A 26,611-nucleotide genomic window follows, 5' to 3' on the forward strand; every position below is an offset into this window, starting at 1 on the left:
TAATTCTATTCAGAGTGATTGTTTAGAAAGGAATTTGGAATAACATGGCTCACAAGCTTATTTATTTTTTTGTCACAATCGCATATTCGTAGCAGCATTGCACATGCCTGGGCAAAGAAACTACCGCTTCGTGATGTCACTTTCATAAGCGGTTCTTGGTCAAAAGCGAGGGATACCAATTTTGTAAATGATGTTCTTCATGAATTTTCCATGGAAGCACCAAACAGTTTTTCCTATACGCCAAGCCAAAAGTTACTTGAAGACGCAGATTTAATTGTGACAATATACGATTCTACACATGAAATTGCGCCCCATTTCCCTGATACTTTTAATAAAAAAGTGGTGTACTGGGATATTGAAGATCCTGAATGCATAAGTGAATTGCCGACAAAATGGGCGCACTACCAGGAAGTGTGTGATATAATTGCACTTTCGGTGAAACAATTAAAAAAAGCTTTTATAGAAGTTTAGCTCTCCGAATTTTTTCGGAGAGATTTTTATAATGATTAGAAATGAGGAATTCAAAATGGAAGCCTACCAAGATATAAAAAAAGCAGAAAAAGCCGCTTTTCTGAGTATGTTCGCCTACCTATTTGTCGCCATTTTAAAAGTAGCAGTTGGCATTCTCGGAAATTCCGATGCACTTTTTGCAGATGGACTGAATAACACAACCGATGTCATCGCCATTATCGCACTTTTAATTGGCCTTCGAATCTCAAGAATTCCTCCTGACAAAGATCATGCATACGGGCACCGTCGGACAGAAACCATTAGTTCGCTCGTCGCCTCATTTATCATGTTACTCGTCAGTTTACAGGTTATCTTTGAATCCATCAGCAATCTTATTGAAAAAAATTACGGTGCACCTAGTCTACTAACCGCTATTGTAGCCTTCTTTTCAGGAATATTTATGTATATCATTTATTTGTTTAACATCCGTCTTTCTAAAAAAATCGACAGTCAAGCCATTCGTGCTGCCGCATATGACAATCGTTCCGACGCTTGGGTGAGCTTCGGGGCCTTTCTTGGGATTTTAGGTGCCATGGCAGGCTTGCCTTGGCTTGATGCCGTAACCGCCCTTCTTGTCGGCATTCTCATCGGCTACACCGCCGTCAAAATATTTTTTGATGCTGCCCATAGTCTAACCGACGGATTTGATGTCTCTAAACTTGAAGAAATCCACACGCTAATCGCTGAAGTGAGTGATGTCAAGGAAGTGAAGGATATTAAAGCGCGTTTTAACGGCAACAAAATTTGGATTGATGCAACGATTTCCGTTGACGCCGAATTAAATGTGACCGAAAGCCACGCTATCACTGAGCAAATTGAAAGCGTGATTCGTACGGCTTTTCCAAACGCTTATACGCTTGTACATATTGAGCCTTTTTTTAAAGAATAAATTCATTGTTTTCTTTTTAAAAGTCCATTATAATTTAAAGTACGTATAGCTTTTTGAGGTTAGGAGGGAAATTACCGGTGGGGCAGAGAAACTAAATAAACAAGCGCAGGGCACAACATTTGCTTCAAGTATTTTCTCTTTTGAATGCACAAGTTCGCACCTGCTTTTAATAGAAAACAGATACTAATAGGAGGTGTTAGCCATTTATAGCTTTCTATAGATGGCATACGATTGATATTAACCATTAAATTTTTAATTATTGCATTATTAATTGCTGTTTCTGCATTTTTTGTAGCGACAGAATTTGCAATTGTAAAGATGCGACCGAGTAGGTTAGACCAGCTTATTTCAGAAGGAAACAAGCGCGCACGTCTTGCTCGTTATATTTATAACCATTTAAATGCTTACTTATCCGCCTGCCAACTTGGGATTACGATTAGCTCACTAGGTTTAGGTTGGCTCGGGGAATCTACCGTTGAGGCTGCACTTCATCCGCTGTTTGATATGCTAGCTATTCCAAGTTCAGCTGTGACAATTCTCTCCTTTATCATCGCTTTCGTGTTTATTACTTTTTTACACGTTGTTGTTGGAGAACTTGTTCCAAAAACGCTTGCGATTGACAAAACAGAGGCTGTAGCTCTCGCTGTTGCTAGACCGCTACATTATTTCTATAAAGTTATGTTTCCATTTATTTGGCTACTAAATGAATCTTCCGTTTTAATTTCTAAACTATTTGGTTTAGAACCAGCCAGCGAACATGAAATTGCACATACGGAAGAAGAGTTACGGATTATTGTCGGTGAAAGTTATAAAAGCGGCGAAATTAATCAATCGGAATTTCGTTATGTAAATAAAATTTTCGATTTTGATGAGCGCATGGCAAAAGAAATTATGATTCCACGAACAGAAATTGTAACGGTAGATGTGGGGTCGGACATTTCCGGGCTTTCAGACATTATGAAAAATGAGCGCTATACACGCTATCCAGTCATTGATGGTGATAAGGACCATATTATCGGCGTTTTAAATTTAAAGGAAATTTTGTCTGCTTATGTGGAACATGAGTCAGGACAGCCGTTTCCCGTTGATCCATATGTAAAGCCTATCATTCGTGTGATCGAGACTATTCCAATTAAAGAACTTTTAATTCGGATGCAAAAAGAACGCTCACACATCGCTATTCTTTTAGATGAATATGGTGGAACTTCTGGTCTTGTAACCGTTGAAGATATTGTGGAAGAAATTGTTGGGGACATTCGTGATGAATTTGATGCGGATGAAATTCCTGAAATCCGGAAAATTAAAGATGGGCATTATATTGTAGACGCCAAACTTTTAATTGATGAGGTAAACAATATTTTAGGAACTGACCTTGAGGAAGACGAAGTTGACACAATCGGCGGGTGGTTCTTAACGCAAAACTACGAAGTCGAAGTCGGAGACGAAATCGAATATGGCGGATTTATTTTCCGCGTAAAAGAAGCAGAACCGCATCATATTGAGTATTTAGAAATCATAAAAAAACCATGAAGAAGCTGAAGAATAGGCCGCGCGCTTATTCTTTCTTCTTTTGTCCGGGAGGCATATTATGGAAATTCAAATTTTACCAACGTGGGACGGGCTCACCCTCTCGCAAATCTTAAAGGATCTTTTTCATATTGGGAAAAAAGCGCGCCACGAAATGCGTATGGCCCGTGAAGTATTGCGGGATGGCCAGCCAATTGATTTTGAAAAGCCCCTTTCCTCTGGTGATATTTTGACCTTTTCACTGCACGATAATCCCATCACGGCTACAAAAGCCCCGCTTGATGTCCGATTTGAGGACCAGCATTTATTAATTGTAAATAAGCCAGTTGGTGTGAAAACTCATCCCAACGCCCCTACTGAAACAAACACCTTGGCCAATTTTGTTCAGTTTCATTTAAACCAGTCCAAAAGCGGAACCGCCATGCCCGTTCATCGACTGGATCAAACCACATCCGGACTTATTCTTTTCGCGAAACATTCGCTAAGCCTAGCAGCCCTTTCCGATAAGCTTATGAAACGGCAAATTAAACGTGAATATTTAGCTATCTTAGACGGCGTTTTAGAAGGTGACCGCACCATTAATCAGCCGATTGGAAATGATCGGCACCATTCGGGGAGAAAGCGTGTGAGTCCAAACGGGCAATCAGCCGAAACGCACATCCACGTTTTAGAAAAAGATAAGGTGGCGTCTGTTACGCTTGTGCGGTGCAAATTAACAACGGGGCGCACGCATCAAATTCGTGTTCACACCTCAAGCATTGGCCATCCTATTATAGGCGATACTCTTTACGGTGGTCAGGAGCGAACAAAACGCGTCATGCTACACGCTGAACGGCTCTATCTTTCTCACCCCTTTACAGAAAAAAATATGACAATCGAAGTAGCGCCAGGCGCCGATTGGCAATCTAATAAAGAATCGTTCACCTCGTGGTGAACGATTCTTTATTTTTTATCCAATATGTTTTAAAGCTTCTCGTCTACTTAGTGGCGCTAATTCTGAATCCAGCACGTAAGCTCTCACTTTTAGAGCATCCGTTTTGGCATACTCTCTAAGCGCCCAACCAATCGCCTTTTGAATAAAGAATTCTTTTGAATGGAGCCATTTATCACAGTTTTGAAATAAAAGCGCTTCGTCTGTTTTTTCTTTATACTTCAGCTGAAATAAAATAGCGGTGCGCGCAAGCCATATATTCTCTCCGGAAATCCATTTTTCATTTAATCCCTTCATTTCTTCTGGATATTTTAAAAAGTAGTTTCCGACAAGCGTACCCGCTATCGCGTCCACAGTATCCCACCAAGATTTTGTTTGAATAAGCTTTTCATATACATAAATCATGTGCGGCTCCACTTTTTTCATATCGCGTGTTAATAAATCAATCGCCACATAATGATATTCTCGCTCTGGTTCTAAAAATAGGTTTTCTGCAAGCAAATCGATATTTTTTGGGACTCCATTTTCACGAATGTATTGACGAACAAATTCTTTCCTAGGTCCTGCTTTTATCCCCAAAAAAGGAAACTGATTTTTCATATATGCTTCCATACTCGGCTGATTTTCCGGATTCGCTAGTTCTTTTAGTGTGGTTTTTATTTTGACCAAATCATTCATGCTTCAATGTCCCCTGTTTCAATAAATTCACGCTCGCGCTCTACACTACTCAAGAAATAGGCTAAATCATCCGGGTCCGGCCCGACATATTTCCCTGACTCTAATTTATTTAATTTACGCATATCATCTTCATCCAACTTAAAATAGGCCAAATTTGAATTTTCGCGAATACGGCTAGACGTAATCGATTTAGGAATAATAATCGTATTTCGATTCAAATGCCACTGCAAAATCACCTGATCCACAAACGCCCCGTGCTTTTTGGCAATACTTGTAATGACCGGATGCTGCATTAGCGTCCCTTTTGCTAACGGTGACCAGGCGGCGTGCGCAATCCCATTTTTCTTCAAAAATTCGCGTAGCTCATTTTGTGGTAAGAGAGGGTGCGTTTCTACTTGGTTTAAAACGGGTTTTTCGTTCGCCACCCGGAATAAATCTTCAAGGTGATGCTGTTTAAAATTCGCGACCCCAATTGACTTCACAGCGCCTTCCTTAAGTAAGCGTTCAAATGCACGCCATGTATCTAAATACTTGCCTGAAATAGGCCAATGTATTAAATATAAATCCAAATAATCTAATTGCAAATTGCGAAGTGTCCGTTCGAAAGCAAAAAGGGTTTCATCATAGCCTTGATGGCCATTCCAAATTTTCGAACTAATAAAAAGTTCCTGACGCGCCACATGACATTCTTTTATGGCAGAACCTACTTTTTTTTCATTATTATAAACGGCTGCCGTATCAAATAGACGGTAACCTGTTTGAATGGCTTGCATAACTGCTTGGGTAATATAATTTTGTTCACTCATTTGGAACACACCTAAGCCAATATAGGGAATATGTTGCCCATTACTCAGCACCATTTTATCTTGTAAAGTCTTCATCATGGCAAACCTCCTTTAGCTCTCTCAAATAGATTGGATGTAATACTCCCAGTATACCGAATTCTTGCTTTTCTTCCTACTAAAAAGAATAATTTTATTTCTCGATTATTTGTTTTTTTAAGCAAGAATTTTTTTAACTTATTGGAAAGGGCTCTAGACGTTTTATTTACCTAAATGGAAGCGTTTACCTCATTTTTTTGCATTTTAAGAGCTAAAAAAAAGTTACTATTTAGAGCACCAATATGTTAGTATTAACATGTGGTAAATTTCAAGTAAAAGTTTTTTGTTTTTTTGTAAGCAAATTGTAAAGAGAAAACCTTCCTGCTCTAAACTGGAAGGCAACTTAAAATGATCAAAATGACTTACCAAAAAGATCGGGGGAATTGAAAAAAATGGCTTTTAAAAAACAAAAAAAGACCGTTTTGCATCTTTGCTTCATGACATTGCAGTGAATTTGCATGAAGGTGCTAACTTTTTTGCATCTTACAACATCAGTTCAGTGGAGGACCTGCATACTTTCTCAGATAAAATGAAAGAGTATGAAACAACTGGTGATACAATGGTTCATAAAATGATTATGGAATTAAACGATGCTTTTATCACGCCTATTGAACGTGAAGATATGCTTGAACTCACCAATCGTCTAGATGACGTTATGGATGGTCTTGAGCAAACCGCTTTCTCACTTGAAATCTGTCAAATCACGCGTTATGACGACTACATGCTTAAATTTATCGAAGCTATCCAAAAAAGTACTGTTGAAATTGAAAAAGCAGTTGATTTAGTTTTTGATAAAAAGTTAAAAGACGTACGTAAACTTGCGATTCAAATTAAAGATTATGAATCCAAGTGTGATGAAGTTTACCGCGAATCATTAATTAAGCTTTTCCAAGAAGAAACCGATGCGGTGAAAATTATCCGCAAAAAAGAAGTTTATGAAAACCTAGAAGAAATCGCTGACAATTGTCAAAGCGTCGCTAACACGCTTGAATCCATTGTCATGAAAAACGCGTAAGGAGCAACCAGATGGAAGGAATGTTACTAATTACCGTCGTCATCGTACTGGCCGCGCTTGCATTTGACCTTATTAATGGGTTTCATGACACAGCAAACGCCATTGCGACGAGTGTTTCCACAAAGGCCCTTAAGCCAAAACATGCGATTATTTTAGCTGCTGTCATGAACTTTGTTGGGGCCATCTCTTTTACAGGTGTAGCTAAAACCATTACAAAAGACATTGTTGATCCATTTAGCGTACCTCATGGTGAAATTGTTATCTTAGCGGCTCTTTTAGCGGCCATCTTTTGGAACCTACTTACTTGGTATTATGGTATTCCAAGTAGTTCTTCGCATGCTCTAATTGGTTCCATTGCAGGTGCTGCTATCGCTTCCGCAGGATTTGCTGCCATTGAATACGGTGGATTTACCAAAATATTGATTGGTCTTATCGCTTCACCGTTCCTAGCTTTTGCTGTTGGGTATACCTTATATACATTATTTAAGATTTTCTTAAAAAACTTAAATTTAGCTGCGACAAACCGTCGCTTCCGCATGATTCAAGTCGGAACAGCTGCCCTCCAGTCTTATACACACGGAACAAATGATGCACAAAAATCAATGGGGATTATTACAATGGCACTTATTGCCAATGGATTCCAATCAAATGATGAAGTACAATTGTGGGTACAAGTTTCCTGTGCGATTGCAATGGCTATCGGAACAAGTATCGGTGGTTGGAAAATCATCAAAACAGTTGGTGGTAAAATCATGAAAATCAAACCTGTAAACGGTGTTGCAGCCGATTTAGGCTCTGTCATCGTCATTTTCGGTGCGACTTTCATTCATTTACCAGTCAGCACAACGCATGTTATCAGCTCTTCTATTTTAGGTGTTGGTACTGCACATCGAGTAAAAGGGGTAAAATGGGATACTGCACAACGCATGATTATTACTTGGATTATCACACTCCCAATTTCTGCTGTTATTGCAGCCCTTACCTTCTATATTTTACGTTTATTCTTATAATATATATTCAAACCATTATCTTTTGGATGATGGTTTTTTCTTTGTTTCGTTTTTCACTTTCAAAAAGGGGAAGTACATATACAGATAGTGAAAGGAGTTTTTTTGATGCCCAAGTTTTATTATAAAAAATCACTTTATGTTGCAAAAAACAAACCTGTTGAGGTGAAAAATGAACAGGAGGAAATTATCGGACATCTTGTGAAACTAGCATCCAAAATCGCTTTTTCAAAAAGCCATGATATTTTCGCTTATAAATCTGTTGAAAATGAGGAGCTTGGCTCTATCACTCTTGAGATTGGCTGGCTCGGTAAAGACGGAGCATCTGTTGTTTATCATGATAAAATTCATAAAAAAGAAATTTCTTTTGAAGAAAAAGACCTTCCAAATTATCCGCTTCATATTATTTCTACAGATGCAGAGTTTCCCATTGAAATTATTCAAAAAGTGCCAGAATCCCCTATCACCATCTTATTTCATGGCCAAGAAAGTGCTATTATTACAGAAACAGAGAATAATGTAGAATTTGAATTTCTATCCGACAATACTAATATCCCTGATAATTTCTTTTTCTTAAGCTACTTTATTCAAAAGCTAATTAAAGAAGAATTTTAAGGATGCAGCACGCATCCTTTTTATTTTGTAAATAATCGTTGCATATTTAAACATTTTAATGTATTATTATTACATCGAAACATACAAAAAAGGAGTTATGCATATGTTCTACAAAAAAATAGTATCTAAACTTGTAGCTATCGGATTTATTTTTCTTTTATTTTTTGCATCATTTGTTCCAGCACAAGCAGCAACAGATAATTCGCTACAAGAAGTAAAAGACAAGGGGACACTTGTAGTCGGCTTATCCGCTGATTACCCGCCCTACGAATTCCATCAAACGATTAAAGGGCAAGATCAAGTCGTAGGATTCGACATTAGTATTGCGAAAAAAATCGCATCCGACATGGGTGTTAGTCTAGATATTAAAGAAATGGGCTTTGATAGCCTCCTAGGCGCTTTAAAAACAGGAAAAATTGATTTAATCATTTCAGGTATGTCGCCAACTCCTGAACGTTTAAAAGAAGTCGATTTCTCTGATCCGTATATGACTGTACAACAAAAAGTAGTTGTACGAAAAGCAGATGCTGATAAATTTACATCGACGCAAGACTTTAACGGCAAGAAAGTTGGAGCGCAGAAGCAAACTACACAAGAAGAGCTGGCTCAAAACGAGCTTACGGGATCTTCGGTCGTTTCACTTCAAAAAGTACCTGACCTGATTTTAAACCTAAAAAGTAATAAAATAGACGGGGTTGTACTTGAAGGGCCTGTTGCAGATGCTTATGTTAGTCAAGATAAAACGCTAAAAGTTTCTGATATTACTTTTGTAAATGGCGAAAAAGAAACAGCAATTGCCATGCAAAAAGGAGCAACTTCGCTAAAAAACCAAGTAAACTCGTCTATTCAAACGATTAAAGATAAAGGACTTTTAAAAGAATATCAAAAAGAAGCGAACGAGTTAATGTTTCAAAAGGGCGGCTTTTTTGAGCAATACGGGAGTTATTTCGTAAAAGGAACACTTTATACCATTGCACTTGCTGCAATTGGCGTATTTTTCGGAGCTATCTTCGGAGCTTTCCTCGCCCTTTTAAAACTCGCGAACACAAGGTGGCTTCGCTGGCCTGCAACTTGGTATATTGAATTCGTCCGGGGTACCCCACTACTTGTACAAATTTTCATTGTTTTCTTCGGTACACAAGTTTTCGGACTGAATTTAACTGCCTTTATTTCAGGGTGTATCGCACTTACTCTAAACAGTGCAGCCTATGTGGCCGAAATTATCCGTGCTGGTATCTCAGCCGTGAATAAAGGACAAATGGAAGCAGCCCGCTCGCTAGGTATGACACGTGGCGCGGCAATGCGTTACATTATTCTTCCGCAAGCAATTAAAAATATTCTTCCTGCTCTCGGGAATGAATTTGTAACGGTTATCAAAGAATCTTCTGTTGTCTCCATCATTGGTGTCAGCGAGCTGATGTTTATGACAGGAGTCGTTCAAGGCGCAAGCTTCAAGCCGTTCATTCCGCTTATCATCACGTCGCTCATCTACTTTGCTTTAACATTCAGCTTATCAAGACTACTCGGTGTTGCTGAAAGGAGAATGAAAACTAGTGATTAAAGTTAATGATTTACACAAATATTTTGGGAAAAATGAGGTTCTAAAAGGAATCAATTTAAATATTCAAGCCGGAGAAGTGGTGGTGGTCATTGGCCCCTCTGGAAGCGGCAAAAGTACATTCTTACGCTGTTTAAATTTACTTGAAACACCGACAAGCGGCGACATTTTATTTGAAGGAAAAAATTTACTCGAAAAAGGAACCGATATTAATAGTTTACGCCAAAGAATGGGCATGGTCTTTCAAAATTTCAATTTATTCCCACATAAAACGGTCCTTGCGAATTTAATGTTGGCTCCTCTAAAGGTTAAGCAAGAAGACGCGAACAAAGCGAAAACACACGCAACTCAACTTTTAACCAAAGTAGGTTTAGCCGAAAAAGCAGCGAGCTATCCGTCAAGTCTTTCCGGTGGCCAGCAGCAACGGGTCGCTATTGCAAGAGCGCTTGCCATGAATCCTGATGTGATGCTTTTTGATGAACCTACTTCTGCGCTTGATCCAGAAATGGTGGGTGAAGTTTTAAGTGTTATGAAATCTCTCGCTAAAGAAGGCATGACGATGGTTGTTGTGACGCATGAAATGGGCTTTGCAAGAGAGGTTGCTGACCGCGTTGTCTTTATGGATGCTGGTGTTGTGCAAGAAATAGGAACTCCAGAAGAAATTTTTGGCAATCCACAAAATGAACGGACAAAAGATTTTCTAGGAAAAGTATTAGCTTAGTGCTACAATACAAGAAAAAGGAATGCCCTGTGCGTTCCTTTTTCGTTAGGGGGATACATAATGGATAAAAGTTTTATAAGTGCTAAATGGCAGGAGACACCCGTCAATATTTTAGCTGACATCGGAACTCTCGCTAAAACGACACCCGATATTTTAGACCTTTCAATCGGGGATCCGGACTTAATTACGAACCAAAAAATTATTGAAGCGGCTTTTAAAGACGTTTCTGCTGGGCATACAAAATATACAGAATCTGGCGGCGACGTGGAATTAATTGATGCCATTCGTGGCTTCTTTTCACGTACGTATGAACTGAATTTTGAACGTAATCAAGTTCGTGCGACTGTAGGCGCCTTACATGGTATGTATTTGGCGCTTCAAGTGATTGTAAATCCAGGCGACGAAGTTATTATCCATGAACCATATTTTTCACCTTACAAAGATCAGGTTTTAGCCGCGGGCGGCGTGCCTATTATTATTCCGACCTTTGAAAAAGATGATTTTATGATTCATACGGATATTTTAGAGGCGGCCATCACGGATAAAACGAAGGCCCTCATTTTAAATTCGCCGAACAATCCAACTGGCGCTGTTTTTTCACTTGAAACGCTTCAGAAAATTGCGGAGCTTGCTAAGAAACATCATTTTTATATTCTTTCTGACGAGGTTTACGATGGTTTTAGTTTTTATGAGCCCTTCGTTCCAATGGCGCGTCTTGCACCGGAAAATACAATTACTTTTGGTAGTATGTCGAAAAATTTTGCTATGACGGGCTGGCGTCTTGGTTATATGATTTCGCCTGCCTATATTAACGAGGCTGCCAAACTGGTTAATGAAGGGATTACTTATTCGGCCCCATCTCCGTCACAACGAGCGGCTATTTACGCGTTAAATCACGCAGAAGAGCTTATACCTGAGGTGAGCAAAGTTTTCCAAGAGCGTTTAGAATACATTGATAAACGTGTCTCTGCTATTCCTTACTTGTCCCTTCATCCTGTAAAAGGATCCATCTACGCATTTCTAAATATCACAAAAACAGGTATGGATTCCGTGACTTTTAGCGAATATTTACTTAAAAAAACGCAAGTCCTAGTTATCCCAGGACGCGCATTCGGTGATGGCGGCGACAATTATGTTCGGCTAGCGGCAACCCAAGACCTAAAAACACTTGAAAAAGCCTTTGACCGAATGGCAGAACTTACATTTCACTAAGAGCATTTCCCGAAAGCATTTTTAATTTCAAAATAAAATTTTCAAATGTCTCTGCTTTTGTAAGCTCACGAACATATGATTTTTCGGAAATAAGTTCTACAATTTTTTCTAAAAAATCATTGAATTCGCTCACATCTGGTTTACTTATTGCAATAAGTAAAACTAAACTTACTTCTTGATTCTCCCATTTAATTGGTTCTTGCAGTGTCATTACGCCTACACAACTTTTGTGTGCTATCATTTTCATTGCATGAGGTACAGCCGCCCCAGATGGAAAACTTGTTGGCGACATCTCCTCACGTTCAAGAACGAGATTTTCAAAATTCAAATCCACATAATTTTGTACAGCCATTTTAGACACTAGTCGGTTTATAATGGCTTTTTTCGTGTATGATGCTGGATCAATTTGTCCAAAAAAAAGGGAAGTATCAAAATATTTATCAATATAGTGAAACATTTTTTCTTGGTGTTGAAAATTCTTGATAGCCGCAACTCTATGCCGAATTTTTTCCTCTATCTTTTTTCGTTTAAAAAAGGATGTACAAAAACAGCTCCTGGGTGTTTAAGTAGCACCTTTCGATCTGTTGTAATGATAAATGGCTGCTGATTCTTTTCTATTTGCCAGGTATCGTCTGCAATTTTAATTTCACCTGCACAGAGTCTTTCTATTTTCTTTTGTAATTGCTTAATAATTTCTGGATATTCATAGGAAATTAAAATAGCTTTTAAGGCTTCTTTATCATTTAACTCTGCCTCAAAATATGCCCCAATATGCAACGCTATAAATGAAATTTCATCATCATTTAAGAGAATATCTAGTTGCTCCGTGATGTAAGAAGAAATAAATACCGAAATATCATAAATAAGCGGATATGACATTTTAATATCTAGCAAACTATCATTTCGAGTGAAGTTATTGACTTTCGAGCGATCATACAAGTTTTGAACATGAAGAGCAAGTTTATTTAAAAAATCTTCATTATCAAATCTTATTAAATACGTTTCTTCTACTTTTTGAATGACTTCTTTTAGTATATCGATAATTTTATCATCCACAAATTGATGAATTGAGCTTTTATCAAGTTTTCCTTCCTGCTGTAATCCAACAAACATAATCGAAAGCTGTTCAATTTCTCCTTCCGAAAATATAATAGCATGTTTTTTTTCAAGCGTTTGAGTTATCTTTTTAGCTATTTTATATTCCAGCGATTCCATTTCCAATGCATGTGAAATCCTCTTTTTTAATAGATTTCCGCCACTAATCCGCTCAATCGTAATCGCAAAATGCATGACCAAGTTGTTTAACGAATATTGATTCATTTCGAGACCAAATTGAAGCGCCGTTTCTTTAATATCATTTTCTAGGTCAGATAATGAAATATGACCAATCATTTCCTGAATATTTTCTTTTAATTCATTTTGAGCATTTCCTTCTTCATATAAAACAGAAATCATAAATTTACGCTTCGCCTGTTCGGATCCTTGCAAAAAGCAAATATCACCAACTGTTTTAATAAGTAAATTACTTTTTACTAGCTCTTTTTTCAGCTGCTGAATATCTGCTTTAAGTGTAGACTCCGAAACATACAACTTTTCAGCTAAATCAAAAATATCGACACCTCTCCCAGAGTTTTCGAGCAAATGACGAATAATATAAATTTCTCGGTTTCTTTTCGTAAGCTCCTGTGTATTTTTATTGTTTAAAAAAGTTGGATATTTCATCATATCTAAACGATAGCCTTTTTCACTAGAAACAATTAATTTTTCTGTCATCTTATTCATTTTTGCAACATGATTTCGAATCGTACGCGTTGTACAGCCACAAATACTAGCTAATTCTGTAGCTTTCATCCACTTGTCCGAGTTATCCAGCAAAGTTTCCACTAAAACTTTATTCAAAGCGTACGCTCCCCTTTCTGTTCAATGGCAAAGAGGCCTAGTATTCAACAGAATTTTAAGACCTCTCACCCTTCTTTTTTATAAACTTTCGCCATTTGTTTCAATAACTTTTTTATACCATTCGAAGCTATCCTTTTTAATTCGCTTACCTGTCCCATTCCCCTCATTATCAAGGTCTACATAGATAAAGCCATATCTTTTTTCCATTTGTGCGGAAGAACAGCTTACAATATCAATTGGTCCCCATGCACAATAAGCAATAACTTCTGCCCCGTCTTCCATCGCATTTTTCATTTGCTGAATATGTTCACGTAAATATGAAATACGATAGTCATCATGGACTTTTCCATTTGTAACTTCATCATACATTCCAAAACCATTTTCTGCTATGATAATTGGTTTTTTATAGCGATCCCAGTACTGTGAAAGTGAATTATAGAGTCCCAAAGAATCTACTGCCCATCCCCAAGGATTTGCTTTTAAATTAGGATTTTTTGAAACGGAATCTGGTTTCAAAGTATTGATTTCTGAATTGACCATTTGCGAGTAGTAATACGAAATTGCAAGATAATCCATTGGATTTGCTTTTAAAATGGCCTTATCCGTTTCTGTAATGTCAATTTCAATGCCCGCCTCTTTAAAATAATGAAGTGCATATTTGGGATAGCTGCCGCCAAATTGAACATCTGTATAAAAATATTGCATTCTATTACGCTTAAGCGCTAAAATCACATCATCCGGTTTACAAGAATAAGGGTAAGCTGTAGAATCTGCCACCATCGTACCCATTTGCATATTCGGATTTATCTCCTTTGCATACTGGACGAGTAAAGCACTGGCCACAAACTGATTATGTACCGCCTGATAACTTGCAGAGTCATAATCCTTTACCACATCATTTGGAATCGCTGTTGAATTAAATGGCTCAAAATGAATTAAATTGATTTGATTAATCACAATCCAGTACTTCACCTTATCTTGATAACGATTTAACACAGCTTTGCCGTATTTCACAAATAAATCAATGACTTTACGATTATGCCAACCACCATAGTTTAGTGTGATATCGACCGGAGTTTCATAGTGGAGTAGCGTAATAATAGGTTCCATGCCAAGCGATATAATTTTATCAATTAACGCATCATAGTAGTTTAATCCAGCTTCATTAGGTTCATTTTCTTCTCCAGTTGGAAAAATTCTTGTCCAATCAATTGAAGTACGGAATGTTTTAAAACCCATCTCACTAAGCAATTCCAAGTCTTTTGGATACGTGTGATAAAAATCAATACCCACACGCTTTGGATAGTATCCATTTTTATCAGCTAAATTTGCTTTGATTTCTGCGAGTGACATCCCAGCATGTTGCTTCTCGCCAATTTCAGCATTGGTTTTATCCGGAAAATACTTATGAATATCTGCCAAACTTACTCCTTTTCCATCTGTTTGATACGCACCTTCAGCTTGATTAGCGGCAATTGCACCGCCCCATAAAAAATCTTTAGGCATTTGATAATTTTTCACTTTAACTCCACCTCTCTATTTCTCTGTTAAACTTTCAAATAGCTTCACAAGATGTTCTCCAATTAGAATTTCACTTTGAGCCGTCATAAGTGTATCTTGAGCGTGACAAAATAATGTCGAATAGCGAACTTGTTCCCCGGAAGCTTCTTTTTGTAGTGTCTCCGTTTGAAGGCCGTGAGCAATGACAACTTCCTCTTTTGCTTTTTGAATCTTTTCTTTTGCTTCATCAAATTTCTTTTTTTCTAACTCAGAAAGTGCTCTAACAAAAAAATTCTCGCGCATTACCTGCATGGACTAAAATATTCATGGATAGTGTATTTAACTCATCATTTTCTGGTATCATTTTACTGCCCCCGTCTGTTCTAACTTTTATTTTGAAACGCTTCCTTCTCTTTTTTTAATAGCGAGTTATCATAAGCTCTAAGAAATGGTAAAAATACAAACCATGTTATGACAAAAATCACAATAGCTAAAATAACTGCTCGAAAATCTTGTGTAGCTAAATATGAAGTAAATGGATATGGCATATACCATAACAAAAATGTTTCAGACGGTATATTCACGAATCCAAAATACATCGCGCCATACGCAATCGAAGGCACAAGTATCGCGTTAATCCACATTGGTATCATGAGGTATGGATTAAAAGCAATTGGTGCTCCGAAGACAAGCGGCTCATTTATATTGAAAATAGAAGGGATAATGGTTGCTTTTCCAATAGCTTTTAACTGAGCAGATTTCGTTAAGAAAACCATCATCACCGCCAGAGCGAGCGTCGTGCCAATCCCGCCCATAGAAGAAAAGGCGTAACAAGTTTCTTGAGTTGCGATATTGATTGCGTCCATCCCTTTACCTACTAGCTCAGAATTTTCAGCAAGACCAGCCATATAAACTGGATAAACGACCGGCATCATTACCCAGCCAGAAATACCAAATGTATATAAGAAGACGGGTATAAAAACTGATAATACAAAGCCCGGATAAGATTGAACAATCTTTGCTAGCGGGCTAAATACCCAAATAACTACTTCAAAAAAATCAATTTGAAATTGAAAGGTGATTAACCACCCTACAATTAAAATAAACGTTATCGGTAACAAGCTATTGAACCACCCCACCACAAAATCCGGTATAGGCGTATCTTCTTTAAAAAGAGAGTGTTTGGCTGCGAAATTCATGACCCCTGCTACAAACAGTCCCGTAATAATAGATAAAAACATACCCGATGCCCCGAAACGAGATAATGTAAAAGTAATTTCTCCTTCGTTTACTAAAGACGGGCTGATTAGCATTAAAAATAAAACGAGTGACGTTGCACCTGAAATGAGTTTAGCAGAATGATTATTTTTCTTTTCCATTAAATAATATGGAATTAAAAAGGCTACAATTAAACCAAACATACCAAATGAAAAGGTACTAATGAGAGAGAAATCCGGCATATTTTTAAAAATATTTTTCAAAAGCGAAATAATCGTAATAAGTGAACCTACAAAAACTAGTGGTAAGGCTGTCATAATTGAATCCTGAATAGAGGCTATCCAAGGATTCTTAACAATTTTATTTACTTTAGGCGCAAAGCGATTGGTCATAAAATCCATTATTTTCTTCATTTACGCTTCCTCCATTTTTGTAATAAGTTCTAAAGCTGCTCCTCCATCTAAAGCTCCATAAATACTTTGCGGAATGATATCTATAAGAATGTTCTTTCCTTTCATTTTGTTTTTCAAATCTTCTAACATATATGCTAAATGTGGACCGATAAGAAGAATATCTGTCGTTTGAATATATTCATCTAGCTGTGCTTCACTAATTGCTTTAACAGAAACTTCCCTACCATTTTTTTTCGCTGCCTTTCTAATTGAGGCTGCCATAAAACCACTTGATGCACCAGAACCGCAAATCAATAATATGTTTTTCATATCCTTCACCCCTTCTTTTAATACTTTCAATTTACGCCATTAAGCAAACGCTTTCAATTTTTTTTATTTTCCTATCCCCAGGAAAATAAAAAAGACTTTTCTACCACTTGGATAAAAAAGTCTTCCTAAATTATTGAAATATAAATTAACTAAATACTTCTGATAGAGGAATATCTTCAAAACTAGTGTATATCTTCATATCCTCAGGAAATTTAATCGCACATGTTGTTTCGTTTGGTACAACAATGACTTCTACACCTGCTTGTTTAGCAGAGGTGGCGCCATTAAGCGAGTCTTCAATTGCATAGGTGTTTTCCACACCAACACCTAGTTCCTCTACAGCTTTTAAATAAAGCTCTGGATGTGGTTTAATATTTACTACATCATCTGCAGTTTGGATTGTTGAAAAGTGTTCCAGTAAATCAAATTTTTCCAAAACAGGAACAACCCAGTCTCGTCCTGAGCTCGTCGCTAAGCCAATTTTAAAATCATTTTGGAGACAATAGTTAAAGATATGTAAAAAGCCCTCTCGAAGCTCCAAGTGGTCGATACCACCATGTAGCTGCTCTGCAATATGTGTAGTAAACTGCTCTACATCAAATTTTCCTGCTGTTTGCTCTAACAAGTATTCATGCAAAGGCTCCTCAGAGGTACCTATAATCGCCTGATAAATATGTGTAGGTATCGTAAGGCCATACTTATCTTTTACATAACGCATTGTTTCCTCATGCCATAAATTTTCTGTATCAATCATTGTCCCATCAAAATCAAATACAATTGCCTTCAAATCATGCCCTCCTAGCTTTTGAAATCCCTTTCATTGTACCATATTTCACTTTTCCATAATAGTGCAAAAAAATTGCCTAAACTCACTTGCTTTTTAAACAAAAAACGAATATTATTGTATATGTGATAATTATCGTTCGTAAATAACACGAATTAAGGGAGTGTCGTTATTTTATGTTTCAATTAAAAGCAAACGGAACAGACGCGAAGACTGAAATCATTTCTGGTTTTACTACTTTCCTCACAATGGTTTACATTATCGTGGTTAACCCAGCTATTTTATCGGCCGCGGGAGTACCGTTTAACACCGTATTTATGGCTACAATTATTTCCGCAGTTGTCGGAACACTGTGGATGGCCCTTTTCGCAAACTACCCTATCGCTATCGCACCAGGGCTCGGCATGAACGCCTATTTTGTTACCGTTGTAACTACCCAAAAACTCAATTATACAGTCGCCTTTGCAGCTGTTTTCGTAGCTGGACTCATCTTCTTACTACTTTCTTTAACCCCTCTTCGGGAGAAAATTATTACGGCTATTCCCCACAACTTAAAAGCGGGAATCACAGCCGGAATTGGCTTATTCATAGCATTTCTCGGCTTCCGAATGACTGGCATTATCGTACAAAATGATTCTAACTTAGTCGGTTTAGGAAACCTACACTCACCAGAAGCCTTACTTGCTATTGTAGGCTTACTTATCACTTTAATTTTCTTAGCCTTAAATGTTAAAGGGGCCCTTTTTATTGGAATGATCGCGACAGGCATCATCGCCTTTTTTACAGGAGAATTAAAGTTCACAGATGGCTTTGTAAAATTACCGCCAATGCCAGAACTTGTATTTACGAATCCAATCCACGCTTTTTCAGATGTTATTTCGCATAGCTTATATGCCGTCATTCTATCTTTTCTACTTATTACTATTTTTGATACAACAGGAACAATGATTGGGGTTGCAAAAAAAGCTGGTTTAATGAAAGGCGAATCTTTGCCTAATGCGAAACAAGCTTTAATGGCAGATGCAGTGGCAACAACTGTCGGATCTGTTTTCGGCACAACGCCTACAAGTGCTTATATTGAATCATCGGCAGGTGTTGCAACAGGTGGGCGTACCGGCTTAACAACTTTAACAGTTTCCATTTTATTTGTTATTTCTGCCTTCTTTGCTCCGCTTGTTGGTGCAGTTTCAGGAATCTCAGCTATCACAGCTCCGGCCCTTATTATTGTAGGTAGCATGATGATTGGTGCCGTTAAAGAAATTGATTGGGATACACTTGATGAAGCTTTCCCCGCTTTTCTTGTTATCTTGGCCATGCCATTAACATCTAGTATTGCAATTGGACTTGCATTTGGCTTTATCTCCTATCCCATCTTAAAGGTATTTACTGGTAAATGGCGTGAACTTAACGCATTTCTCATTTTCATCGCTATTTTATTCTTTATTTTAGTAGCTTTCTTACCACATTAATAAAAGAGCCAAAAGTTTTGATATGAACTTTTGGCTCTTTTAACTAGACAAAAAATGTTACTTTTGCTATAAAGAAAGTAACTTTAATTTAGAAAAGGATGACTATTTTGTACTTAAAATCTTTTTTAGCCGGCACTATTTTAGCTATACTTATTTTTCTGTCTAGCTTTATTTTACCAAATTACACACTCTCTACTCTGTTTTCTTTTGTAGCAGCATTACTCGTCTTTGGCTCTATTTTTTGTTCCGCCTTTGTTTCGCTTGGTGGCAGAAGCGGTAATACTAATCGAAAAAAACAAATGCAGTGGAGTATTATGTTCGCCCTTGCGGCTGTTCCCAATTTTATCGGGTTTATCATTAGTTACTATTTTTAAGAAGACGCTATAAAAGCGTCTTTTTTATCCCTCAAATACTTTAACAAGCTCTTGTAAATACTCTGGTAAATCTGGCGGGCGGCGACTTGACACGATATGGCCGTCCACAACAACTGCTTGATCATGCCAGATTGCCCCAGCATTCATCATGTCATCTTTTATTCCTGGTGTACTTGTAACATGAACACCTTTTAAAATCCCAGCGGAAATAAGTACCCAACCTGCATGACAAATTTGGCCAATCGGTTTTTTAGCCTTGTCAAAATAACGCACAAATTCAAGCACCTCTTGATAACGCCGTAATTTATCTGGTGACCATCCTCCTGGAACTAAGATTCCATCATATTCTTCCACATTAATATCCGAAAAAGCAAAATCAGATGTTGCAGGCACACCATATTTCCCGTGATATATATGACCTGCTTTTTCCCCAACAAGATGAACTTCTGCCAAAGCTTCGCGTAGGCGTAAAACAGGATACCACAATTCTAAATCCTCAAAATCATCACTAACCAGAGCAATTACTTTTTTTCCTCGTAATGTCAAATCAATCTCCCCCCTCATTTATCCTGAGTATAACAAACAAGTTGATTTCCAAAAAAATAATTTGTTTAAAGCAAAAAAAATACGCTGAACAAAATGTTCAGCGTCGCCATCATGTTCATTTGTCTATGCATAACGGGATGAGGCATAGACTGAAACTACACGGCAAATGAGATGAATGAAAACAAATAATGGTTCGGTGTCAAAACAGATGATTAACAAACGTTAATCTATTGGAAGATGGATACACCGAAAGCCACTATAACCATGATAGGGTCTTATCCCCATGAAAACAAAATATATAGTTTTGCTTTCATCAGGATAAAACTCTATACTCTTATTGTACTATTCTTCTCAAAAAAATCAAGAGAACAAAATATGGAAAATTTGTGACTAAATTTGATTAGCCTATTGAAAAAATAGCACCTTTTAATATAATATCTAAAATTAATAAAAAAATCGAGTAAAAACCCTTAAATTTTGATGAAAATTTTTCAAATGGCTGTATACGGAGCTTATTTAGTCTAAAATTGAAATAATTACGCCCCCAATAATAGCCACAATTGGAATAAGCACCCAAACCTGTCCACCTAAGAAGCCCTTCCCTTCACTTGGACGACTTTCTAATTCATGGACTTGTTTTTTCAACTCGAAGATTTCAAGTTCCAAATCTTGAACTTTATCTTCCAACTCATATAAACGTTCCTCCATAAAAGTCTCCCCTCATTTTTTCTTACTTTTATTATAATCAAAAAAGAATGAGCTTAACTCCTCCTATAGGCTGATTTATTAAATCTATTCTGCTAAAATAAAAGAAAGTACATATCGAGGTGAGATTATGGAGATTAAAGTAGAGGAAGCCGTCGTTAAAATGATTTTCCATGGTGGCAACACACGAAAAGAAGCCTACAGTGCTATCGAAGCAGCAGAAAACTATGATTTTAAGTCCGCTGAATCACATTTAAAAACCGGATTAAACGAATATCAAAGTGGCCACAGCTGGCAAGTCAAACTAGTGGCGCAAAGAGAACACGATACGCCTAGTTTTTTATTAATTCATGGCCAAGACCATCTAATGACCGCACACGCCGAATTAAATTTAGCCGAAAAGCTCGTTAAAGTCTATAAACGCGAGGCTAGCCTCATAGAGCGCATTGAAAAACTTGAACAATTAAACTAGTATAAAGGCGAACCCATTCTTTTTTACAAGAATAGATTCGCCTTTTCATTTAACGAATACCAAGCGCTATTTTTGCATAGCGGGACATACGATCTTTAGTCCATGGTGGGTTCCAAACAATATCCACATTTGTATCTTTTACTTCTGGAATATCACTAAGCGCTGCATGAACTTGATCAGTCAAAACACCGGCAAGCGGACACCCCATTGTTGTAAGTGTCATCGTAACTGTACAAAGTCCATCCTCATCTAAATCCACATCATAAACTAAACCAATGTTCACAATATCAATTCCGAGTTCAGGGTCAATAACTTGTTCAAGCGCCCCCATGATATTTTCTTTTAGTTCCTCATCCACTTAGTAAAAACCTCCTTTTATCTGTTCGTAAAATTATTGTATCATACATGAGAATCATTTTCACTACCCCTTACATATAACGGTAAAAAAATGAAACGCACGCTTCTATGCCCTCAATGCTTACTTTATGTTTTGCTCTTTCATCGATTATAAATTCAACATTATTAACCATTTTATTTTCAGTTAACACTTGGTAAAGTTTTTCACTATAAGCAAATGGGACAACATTATCTTTCTTTCCGTGCCATAAAAACAGCGGCCTATTACCGATTTTTTCAATTTGCTCACTCAAATCATATGGATTAAGTGAGGCAATTCGGCTATTAACATCAAAAGGAAATTCCAAACCCATTTCTAATGCCTGTTCAACAAGTCCTCTTGCAAAATGTCCATAGTAGGCGCTACCCATCAAACTTACAGCCACCTTAACCCATTTGTATTTAGCCAGGATACCTAGTGAAGTAATTGCTCCCATAGAAACCCCACCAACACCAATAGCTTCTTTACTGGCTAACGATCTTGCGACTAAATTATCTACAATATTCTCTAATTCCTCAATATTATTTTCCACTGTATCCCAAAAAAACATGGCCTGTTCTTCCTCACTAACGTCTCCTTTTCGCTCACCATGAAAATGAGCATCAGGTAAAATGACGCGAAAGCCTTTTTCAGCTAAAAGATAACCATAATGCAAGTAAAGTTCTTTTTGAGATTGAAAGCCGTGATAAAATATCACTGTTTTCAATTTGTCATCACGATGCTTTTCTTTTACAATATGTAAAACTGGAATATTTTTTATTCTTTCATGAATTACTTGAATCAATGGCATGGCCTCATTTCTTTTTCTTTTCAAAGCAAATTGTTAAGTTTCATCCATTTACAAAGCATCCTTTGCAGTCTATCATAATAGTAACCCTATGAATTTATAAAACTTATTAAGATTAAGGAGCTATTATGAATAAAAAACTGATAGTATTAGATTTAGATGGTACAACTTTAAAAGAAAACCAAACAATTTCATTACGTACAAAATCAGCTCTTAAGTCTGCTCGAAGCCTTGGCCATGAAGTCATGATTGCAACTGGCAGGCCTTATCGCTTAAGCAGCTTTTATTATAGTGAGTTAGAGCTAACAACACCTATTGTTAATTTTAATGGTGCTGTTTTACATCATCCTTTAAATCCAAACTACCTTGATGCTTATCATGAATCTATTGATTTAAGTATTGTTAAGGACATTCTTGACTATTCCTCCACGCTTCCATTAGCAAATATCGCAGCAGAAGTTCAGGATAGTGTTTTTTTGGAGCGTAGTGATGATACTGTCCCAGAAACTTTCCATTTAGGGGTTAACAATGTCGTCATTGGAAATATTAGGCAAACCATCAATGCAAATGCTACCTCTTTACTTTTCTTTGGAAAAAACGAACAGCTCGATCTCATGAGTAAACATCTTGACGAGGAGCTTGCTGATGTTATTTCTCACCATACATGGGGAGCAAGCTGGCCAGCAGTTGAAATCGTGAAGCATGGCATTCATAAAGCCGTAGGTATCCAAAAAGCGGCAAAATCACTTCAAATAGACTCAAAAGATATTATTGCCTTTGGAGATGAAGCAAATGACCTTCAAATGTTAGATTACGCCGGGACTGGTGTAGCTATGGGCAATGCCATACCCGCGGCTAAAAATGTTGCAGATGCCGTTACACTTTCTAACGAGGATGATGGCATTGCTATATATTTGGAAGAGAATTTACTTAGAAAGTAGGAGAACTCAAAGCTTACGCAAAACAAAACGCTTCTCACCAAAATCAGACTGCTGACAAATGGTGAGATTCTAGGCAGTGCCGAGTACCGGAGCGGAGCGTACTCGAGTACGTGAGCACCAGAACGGAGGCACTAACGACGAAGATTGCCGTTTGTCAGCAGTCTGAAGGTAGGAGAACTCCTACTTTTTTTAATTAAATAAAGGCGCTCCTCCAGATAAATAAAACCCTAATGATACTGTAATAATAACTGCAATTAGAAATAAGAGAAAAAACAAATTTGTTGGTTTTTTCTTTTTCCGATAGCTAAGCAACATTTCAATCACACCGATTGTTACAATACCCATCAAAATTTTAAAGCCTGCGATAGCCCAACCTTTTTCAACACTATATTGAATCATCATAATACCACTAAAAATAACAAGAATATAAAAAACGCGATTAACCATTGCTAATATCGTATAGTTTTTCTCTGATTTTGGATATATGATAAACGCCGCAACGGTCAATATAAAAATTGCCACCCACGAAATCAAATGAAGATATCCCCACATAAAAATCCCTCTTCTCTTTTTAATATATCTCTATCATAGCATGAATTCCTTCACGCGCTCAAAAATCAAGTATCTCTTCTGAATCAAAAAAATAAAGTACAGATCGCTTTACAGGTAAGCCAGTAATTGCTTCAATCGCTTCCTTGTAAAGTTCTAACTGCGTGCCATAGCGTCTTCGCATCACTTTTTCCATCTGCTCATTTGATTGATACCTTCCTGTTATATGATCTGTTTTAAAATCAATAATCGTTACCCCATCATCTTCAGTTAGCATGCAGTCTACAACACCTTGTATTAAAACAGTTTCTGTTTCATCGGCTTCTCTAACCACTTTTTTTGCAGGAAGTTGGTATATAAAAGGTACTTCCCTCTTTACGTTTGGCATTTCCGCTATTATTTTTTTCCCTAAACTAGTATGAAAAAAAGCTAAGATTTGTGCTTTATTAATCATTTTCCTTTCAGCTTCCGTTATTTTATAGTCTGTAACCATCTCATCTAACAATCTCTCTAATGTTTCTTCATTTGGAGTTTGTTGTAAGGATATTGATTGCATAACTGTATGCATTGCTGTACCAATTTCAGTACTACTTAATTGGCTTTCTTGTACAAATTTTGGCCGCTCAAGAGATGATTGTTTAATTGTTTCTAGAAATTTGTTATCACTGAAGCTATCCTGGATTTGAAATTGCCGTTTTAACTCTGTAACGGATTGCTTTGAACGAATTTGCGTTCTAACTTTTCTAGGGTATTCAAAAGAAAAAGTGTTAGCAATTTGCTCCTCTTTGTTACTTGTATGAGGGATTTCTTCTAATGCATTTAAAAATGGTAGGTATTCCTGATTTGGGTTAGTTGTGTCTATTTCATTTAAAGAAGATTTATCCAAAATCGTTACCTTCAACAACATATCTGTCGCAAGTGTTACGGGTTTGTTAATCCCTACTTGCTTAAAGAAGTCTGGATGACGAACTAACGAATATAAAATCCATTCCAGATAATTCCTTGTACTAGATCGAACGCTAGGAGGTAAAATCCATTCTTTTCTATCTGAAATTTGACAAGCATTTTCCAAAGACGTTTGCCACTCTGGAACCGTCCCAGTAATAATTAGTTTTTCTTCTGCTCTTGTAAGGGCAACATATAATACCCTCATCTCTTCGGCAATCATTTCATTAATTTTTTTCTTTCTAAAAACTTGTTGCATGATAGTTGGATAAGTTATTCGTTTTTCAATATCTGTATAACTAGACGCAAATCCGAAATCCTTATCTAGCAAAACTTTGCTATTAATATCACGCATATTGAATTTACGACCCATACCAGATAGAATAACAACCGGAAATTCCAGCCCTTTACTGGAATGAATCGTCATCATTCTCACTACATCTTCCTTTTCTCCAAGTACTTTTGCTGTTCCAAAGTCATCCCCACGAACTTCCAAACGTTCAATAAAACGAATAAATCGGAACAAGCCTCGGAAGGCCGTTTTCTCATATTGCCCTGCACGCTCATATAGCGCTTGTAGATTAGCTTTCCTTGTTTTTCCACCTGGAAGTCCACCCACAAATTCAAAGAACCCAGTCTCATCATAAATCCCTGAAATGAGTGTTGTTAAATCTTCACGAATAGAGAGTTCTCTCCAATTTATCAATTGTTTTAGAAAAATATCTATTTTTTCAGCAGTTTGATTTTGTTCTTTAGAATATGCTTCTAGGGCATCAAAGAAATATCCTTTACTTCTGCTCAAGCGTATTAAAGCAAGCTCTTCCTCTTTTAAACCAACAATCGGTGATCTTAACACAGCTGCAAGCGCAATATCTTGGTAAGGATTATCTATTATTTTAAGCAAGGAAATTATTGTAGCGACTTCTACTGCTGAAAAATATCCCTGCTGACTGGTTGCATAAAATGGTATGTCCATTTCTTTCATCGCTTCTTCTAAATCCGGTGCACTTGTCATTGCTCGTGACAAAATAACAACATCTTGGTAACGCATAGGTCTAAACTGCTTAATTTCTTTGTCAAAAACAGGAAATTGATCTGCTATCATATTTTTTATTTTTCGGGCAATTGCTCTTGCTTCTGCTTGATTTTTTTGTAAATCCTCCGCCATTAAATTTTCATCAAGGTTTTGCACATTTTTTTGCATATCAACAACTAAAAGTTCTGTCTCAGCATTTTTAGACTCTTTAAAAGTTGCGCCGAGAACAAGCTCTGCCTCTTTATTATAATCAATCTCGCCAATTTCTTTATCCATGATTTGCTTAAATATAAAATTCGTTGTATCAAGTACTTCCTTACGGCTTCTAAAATTTTTAGCTAAATCAATTCGAAGACCTGTATCTTTTCCGTCCAATTGATATCGCTCATATTTTTCCATAAATAAAGTGGGTTCGGCAAGACGAAATCGATAAATGGATTGTTTGACGTCTCCTACCATAAATAAATTCCCTTTTGCTTCATCAGGTAGCACAATTTGTTGCAGGATGGATTCTTGTACCAAATTTGTATCTTGATACTTCATCAATTAAAATTTCTTTATAGTAATTTCTGAGTTCCTGTGCAACATGTGAGGGTCTCCCGTTATCTGATAAAATAGCAAGGGCAAGATGTTCTAAGTCAATTAAAATCATAAACGCCTACTTTTCTTCTTTTTACATTGAACGAAAWGACTTTTTTGGAAAATTTTTTGAAACCAAAGTTT

At 37.1% G+C, this 26,611-nt stretch carries 27 protein-coding genes and 2 pseudogenes; 14 read left to right on the forward strand and 15 right to left on the reverse strand.

Features of this window, described 5'->3' with window-relative positions; genetic code table 11:
* Positions 1-44: 44 nt before the first annotated feature.
* The 4 genes and pseudogenes from LFLEISCH_RS11040 (at position 45) to LFLEISCH_RS11055 (ending at position 3,860) form a co-directional block, all read left to right on the forward strand.
* Positions 45-471: pseudogene (locus LFLEISCH_RS11040) on the forward strand (low molecular weight phosphatase family protein).
* Positions 472-526: 55 nt separating this feature from the next.
* The gene (locus LFLEISCH_RS11045; RefSeq protein ID WP_007476498.1) at positions 527-1,399 is read left to right on the forward strand and encodes a cation diffusion facilitator family transporter; all 873 of its coding nucleotides are present in this window, start codon (positions 527-529) and stop codon (positions 1,397-1,399) included.
* A 231-nt stretch (positions 1,400-1,630) separates the two neighbouring features.
* The gene (locus LFLEISCH_RS11050) at positions 1,631-2,929 is read left to right on the forward strand and encodes a hemolysin family protein (protein WP_007476500.1); all 1,299 of its coding nucleotides are present in this window, start codon (positions 1,631-1,633) and stop codon (positions 2,927-2,929) included.
* Positions 2,930-2,987: 58 nt separating this feature from the next.
* On the forward strand, positions 2,988-3,860 hold the full coding sequence (locus LFLEISCH_RS11055) for an RluA family pseudouridine synthase (RefSeq protein ID WP_007476502.1): 873 nt from the start codon (positions 2,988-2,990) through the stop codon (positions 3,858-3,860).
* Between the two features lie 15 nt (positions 3,861-3,875).
* Here the strand turns inward: LFLEISCH_RS11055 and LFLEISCH_RS11060 are convergent, their stop codons facing one another.
* Positions 3,876-4,535: a DNA alkylation repair protein gene (locus tag LFLEISCH_RS11060; protein WP_007476505.1), complete on the reverse strand. Its 660-nt coding sequence runs from the start codon at positions 4,533-4,535 to the stop codon at positions 3,876-3,878.
* Positions 4,532-5,419, reverse strand: coding sequence for an aldo/keto reductase (locus LFLEISCH_RS11065; RefSeq protein ID WP_007476507.1), 888 nt, complete (start codon positions 5,417-5,419; stop codon positions 4,532-4,534). The genes LFLEISCH_RS11060 and LFLEISCH_RS11065 overlap by 4 nt, the downstream gene beginning before the upstream one ends.
* Positions 5,420-5,846: 427 nt before the next feature.
* Here LFLEISCH_RS11065 and LFLEISCH_RS11070 point away from each other — a divergent pair, with 427 nt between their 5' ends.
* The 6 genes from LFLEISCH_RS11070 (at position 5,847) to LFLEISCH_RS11095 (ending at position 11,544) form a co-directional block, all read left to right on the forward strand.
* Entirely contained in the window at positions 5,847-6,431 is a 585-nt protein-coding gene (locus LFLEISCH_RS11070) for a DUF47 domain-containing protein (protein WP_007476509.1), read from the forward strand.
* An 11-nt stretch (positions 6,432-6,442) separates the two neighbouring features.
* Positions 6,443-7,441, forward strand: a complete 999-nt coding sequence (locus tag LFLEISCH_RS11075; protein WP_007476511.1) for an inorganic phosphate transporter — start codon at positions 6,443-6,445, stop codon at positions 7,439-7,441.
* 105 nt (positions 7,442-7,546) lie between these two features.
* Complete coding sequence (locus tag LFLEISCH_RS11080) at positions 7,547-8,053, forward strand: hypothetical protein (RefSeq protein ID WP_007476512.1); 507 nt, start codon at positions 7,547-7,549, stop codon at positions 8,051-8,053.
* A gap of 103 nt (positions 8,054-8,156) precedes the next feature.
* Positions 8,157-9,614 (forward strand): ABC transporter substrate-binding protein/permease, encoded by a 1,458-nt coding sequence (locus tag LFLEISCH_RS11085; protein ID WP_007476515.1) that lies wholly within the window; start codon positions 8,157-8,159, stop codon positions 9,612-9,614.
* Positions 9,607-10,332: an amino acid ABC transporter ATP-binding protein gene (locus tag LFLEISCH_RS11090; protein WP_007476517.1), complete on the forward strand. Its 726-nt coding sequence runs from the start codon at positions 9,607-9,609 to the stop codon at positions 10,330-10,332. Before LFLEISCH_RS11085 ends, LFLEISCH_RS11090 begins: the two co-directional genes overlap by 8 nt.
* A 60-nt stretch (positions 10,333-10,392) precedes the next feature.
* Complete coding sequence (locus LFLEISCH_RS11095) at positions 10,393-11,544, forward strand: pyridoxal phosphate-dependent aminotransferase (protein ID WP_007476519.1); 1,152 nt, start codon at positions 10,393-10,395, stop codon at positions 11,542-11,544.
* On the opposite strand, the gene LFLEISCH_RS14750 is transcribed toward LFLEISCH_RS11095, so the two are convergent.
* The 7 genes and pseudogenes from LFLEISCH_RS14750 to LFLEISCH_RS11125 form a co-directional block, all read right to left on the reverse strand.
* The gene (locus tag LFLEISCH_RS14750) at positions 11,531-12,001 is read right to left on the reverse strand and encodes a PTS sugar transporter subunit IIA (protein ID WP_051057313.1); all 471 of its coding nucleotides are present in this window, start codon (positions 11,999-12,001) and stop codon (positions 11,531-11,533) included. The genes LFLEISCH_RS11095 and LFLEISCH_RS14750 overlap by 14 nt on opposite strands.
* A gap of 56 nt (positions 12,002-12,057) precedes the next feature.
* Positions 12,058-13,443 carry a BglG family transcription antiterminator gene (locus LFLEISCH_RS11100; protein ID WP_051057314.1) on the reverse strand — a complete coding sequence of 462 codons (1,386 nt, stop codon included), beginning with the start codon at positions 13,441-13,443 and terminating at the stop codon, positions 12,058-12,060.
* A gap of 78 nt (positions 13,444-13,521) precedes the next feature.
* Complete coding sequence (locus tag LFLEISCH_RS11105; protein WP_112153768.1) at positions 13,522-14,949, reverse strand: glycoside hydrolase family 1 protein; 1,428 nt, start codon at positions 14,947-14,949, stop codon at positions 13,522-13,524.
* A 30-nt stretch (positions 14,950-14,979) separates the two neighbouring features.
* Positions 14,980-15,307 (reverse strand): annotated as a pseudogene (locus LFLEISCH_RS11110) (PTS sugar transporter subunit IIA).
* A gap of 19 nt (positions 15,308-15,326) precedes the next feature.
* A complete protein-coding gene (locus LFLEISCH_RS11115; protein WP_007476526.1) occupies positions 15,327-16,574 on the reverse strand; it encodes a PTS sugar transporter subunit IIC in 1,248 nt (415 codons plus the stop codon).
* Positions 16,575-16,883, reverse strand: a complete 309-nt coding sequence (locus LFLEISCH_RS11120; protein WP_007476528.1) for a PTS sugar transporter subunit IIB — start codon at positions 16,881-16,883, stop codon at positions 16,575-16,577. It abuts the gene before it with no gap.
* 145 nt (positions 16,884-17,028) lie between these two features.
* On the reverse strand, positions 17,029-17,670 hold the full coding sequence (locus LFLEISCH_RS11125; protein ID WP_007476530.1) for an HAD family hydrolase: 642 nt from the start codon (positions 17,668-17,670) through the stop codon (positions 17,029-17,031).
* 173 nt (positions 17,671-17,843) lie between these two features.
* Between LFLEISCH_RS11125 and LFLEISCH_RS11130 the strand changes: the two genes are divergently transcribed.
* Both LFLEISCH_RS11130 and LFLEISCH_RS11135 read left to right on the forward strand, forming a co-directional pair.
* Entirely contained in the window at positions 17,844-19,136 is a 1,293-nt protein-coding gene (locus tag LFLEISCH_RS11130) for an NCS2 family permease (RefSeq protein ID WP_007476531.1), read from the forward strand.
* A gap of 107 nt (positions 19,137-19,243) precedes the next feature.
* Entirely contained in the window at positions 19,244-19,510 is a 267-nt protein-coding gene (locus LFLEISCH_RS11135) for a hypothetical protein (RefSeq protein ID WP_007476533.1), read from the forward strand.
* A 24-nt stretch (positions 19,511-19,534) separates the two neighbouring features.
* Here the strand turns inward: LFLEISCH_RS11135 and LFLEISCH_RS11140 are convergent, their stop codons facing one another.
* Together LFLEISCH_RS11140 and LFLEISCH_RS11145 are read right to left on the reverse strand one after the other, a co-directional pair.
* Positions 19,535-20,056 (reverse strand): type 1 glutamine amidotransferase domain-containing protein, encoded by a 522-nt coding sequence (locus LFLEISCH_RS11140; RefSeq protein WP_007476536.1) that lies wholly within the window; start codon positions 20,054-20,056, stop codon positions 19,535-19,537.
* Between the two features lie 516 nt (positions 20,057-20,572).
* Positions 20,573-20,764, reverse strand: a complete 192-nt coding sequence (locus LFLEISCH_RS11145; protein WP_007476538.1) for a hypothetical protein — start codon at positions 20,762-20,764, stop codon at positions 20,573-20,575.
* A gap of 127 nt (positions 20,765-20,891) precedes the next feature.
* Between LFLEISCH_RS11145 and LFLEISCH_RS11150 the strand changes: the two genes are divergently transcribed.
* The gene (locus tag LFLEISCH_RS11150) at positions 20,892-21,233 is read left to right on the forward strand and encodes a PTS sugar transporter subunit IIA (RefSeq protein ID WP_007476540.1); all 342 of its coding nucleotides are present in this window, start codon (positions 20,892-20,894) and stop codon (positions 21,231-21,233) included.
* Positions 21,234-21,282: 49 nt separating this feature from the next.
* Here LFLEISCH_RS11150 and LFLEISCH_RS11155 read toward each other — a convergent pair whose 3' ends face one another.
* On the reverse strand, positions 21,283-21,591 hold the full coding sequence (locus LFLEISCH_RS11155; protein WP_007476542.1) for a metal-sulfur cluster assembly factor: 309 nt from the start codon (positions 21,589-21,591) through the stop codon (positions 21,283-21,285).
* A gap of 70 nt (positions 21,592-21,661) precedes the next feature.
* Entirely contained in the window at positions 21,662-22,414 is a 753-nt protein-coding gene (gene yjfP, locus LFLEISCH_RS11160) for an esterase (protein WP_007476544.1), read from the reverse strand.
* A gap of 131 nt (positions 22,415-22,545) precedes the next feature.
* On the opposite strand from yjfP, the gene LFLEISCH_RS11165 reads away from it, so the two are divergent.
* Complete coding sequence (locus LFLEISCH_RS11165; RefSeq protein WP_007476546.1) at positions 22,546-23,358, forward strand: Cof-type HAD-IIB family hydrolase; 813 nt, start codon at positions 22,546-22,548, stop codon at positions 23,356-23,358.
* A gap of 189 nt (positions 23,359-23,547) precedes the next feature.
* On the opposite strand, the gene LFLEISCH_RS11170 is transcribed toward LFLEISCH_RS11165, so the two are convergent.
* Both LFLEISCH_RS11170 and addA read right to left on the reverse strand, forming a co-directional pair.
* Positions 23,548-23,910 carry a YisL family protein gene (locus LFLEISCH_RS11170; RefSeq protein WP_007476548.1) on the reverse strand — a complete coding sequence of 121 codons (363 nt, stop codon included), beginning with the start codon at positions 23,908-23,910 and terminating at the stop codon, positions 23,548-23,550.
* 58 nt (positions 23,911-23,968) lie between these two features.
* Complete coding sequence (gene addA, locus LFLEISCH_RS11175) at positions 23,969-26,431, reverse strand: helicase-exonuclease AddAB subunit AddA (RefSeq protein ID WP_007476549.1); 2,463 nt, start codon at positions 26,429-26,431, stop codon at positions 23,969-23,971.
* Between the last annotated feature and the right edge of the window lie 180 nt (positions 26,432-26,611).

This window comes from Listeria fleischmannii subsp. fleischmannii LU2006-1 (genome assembly GCF_000344175.1).
Classification (GTDB): Bacteria; Bacillota; Bacilli; order Lactobacillales; family Listeriaceae; genus Listeria; species Listeria fleischmannii.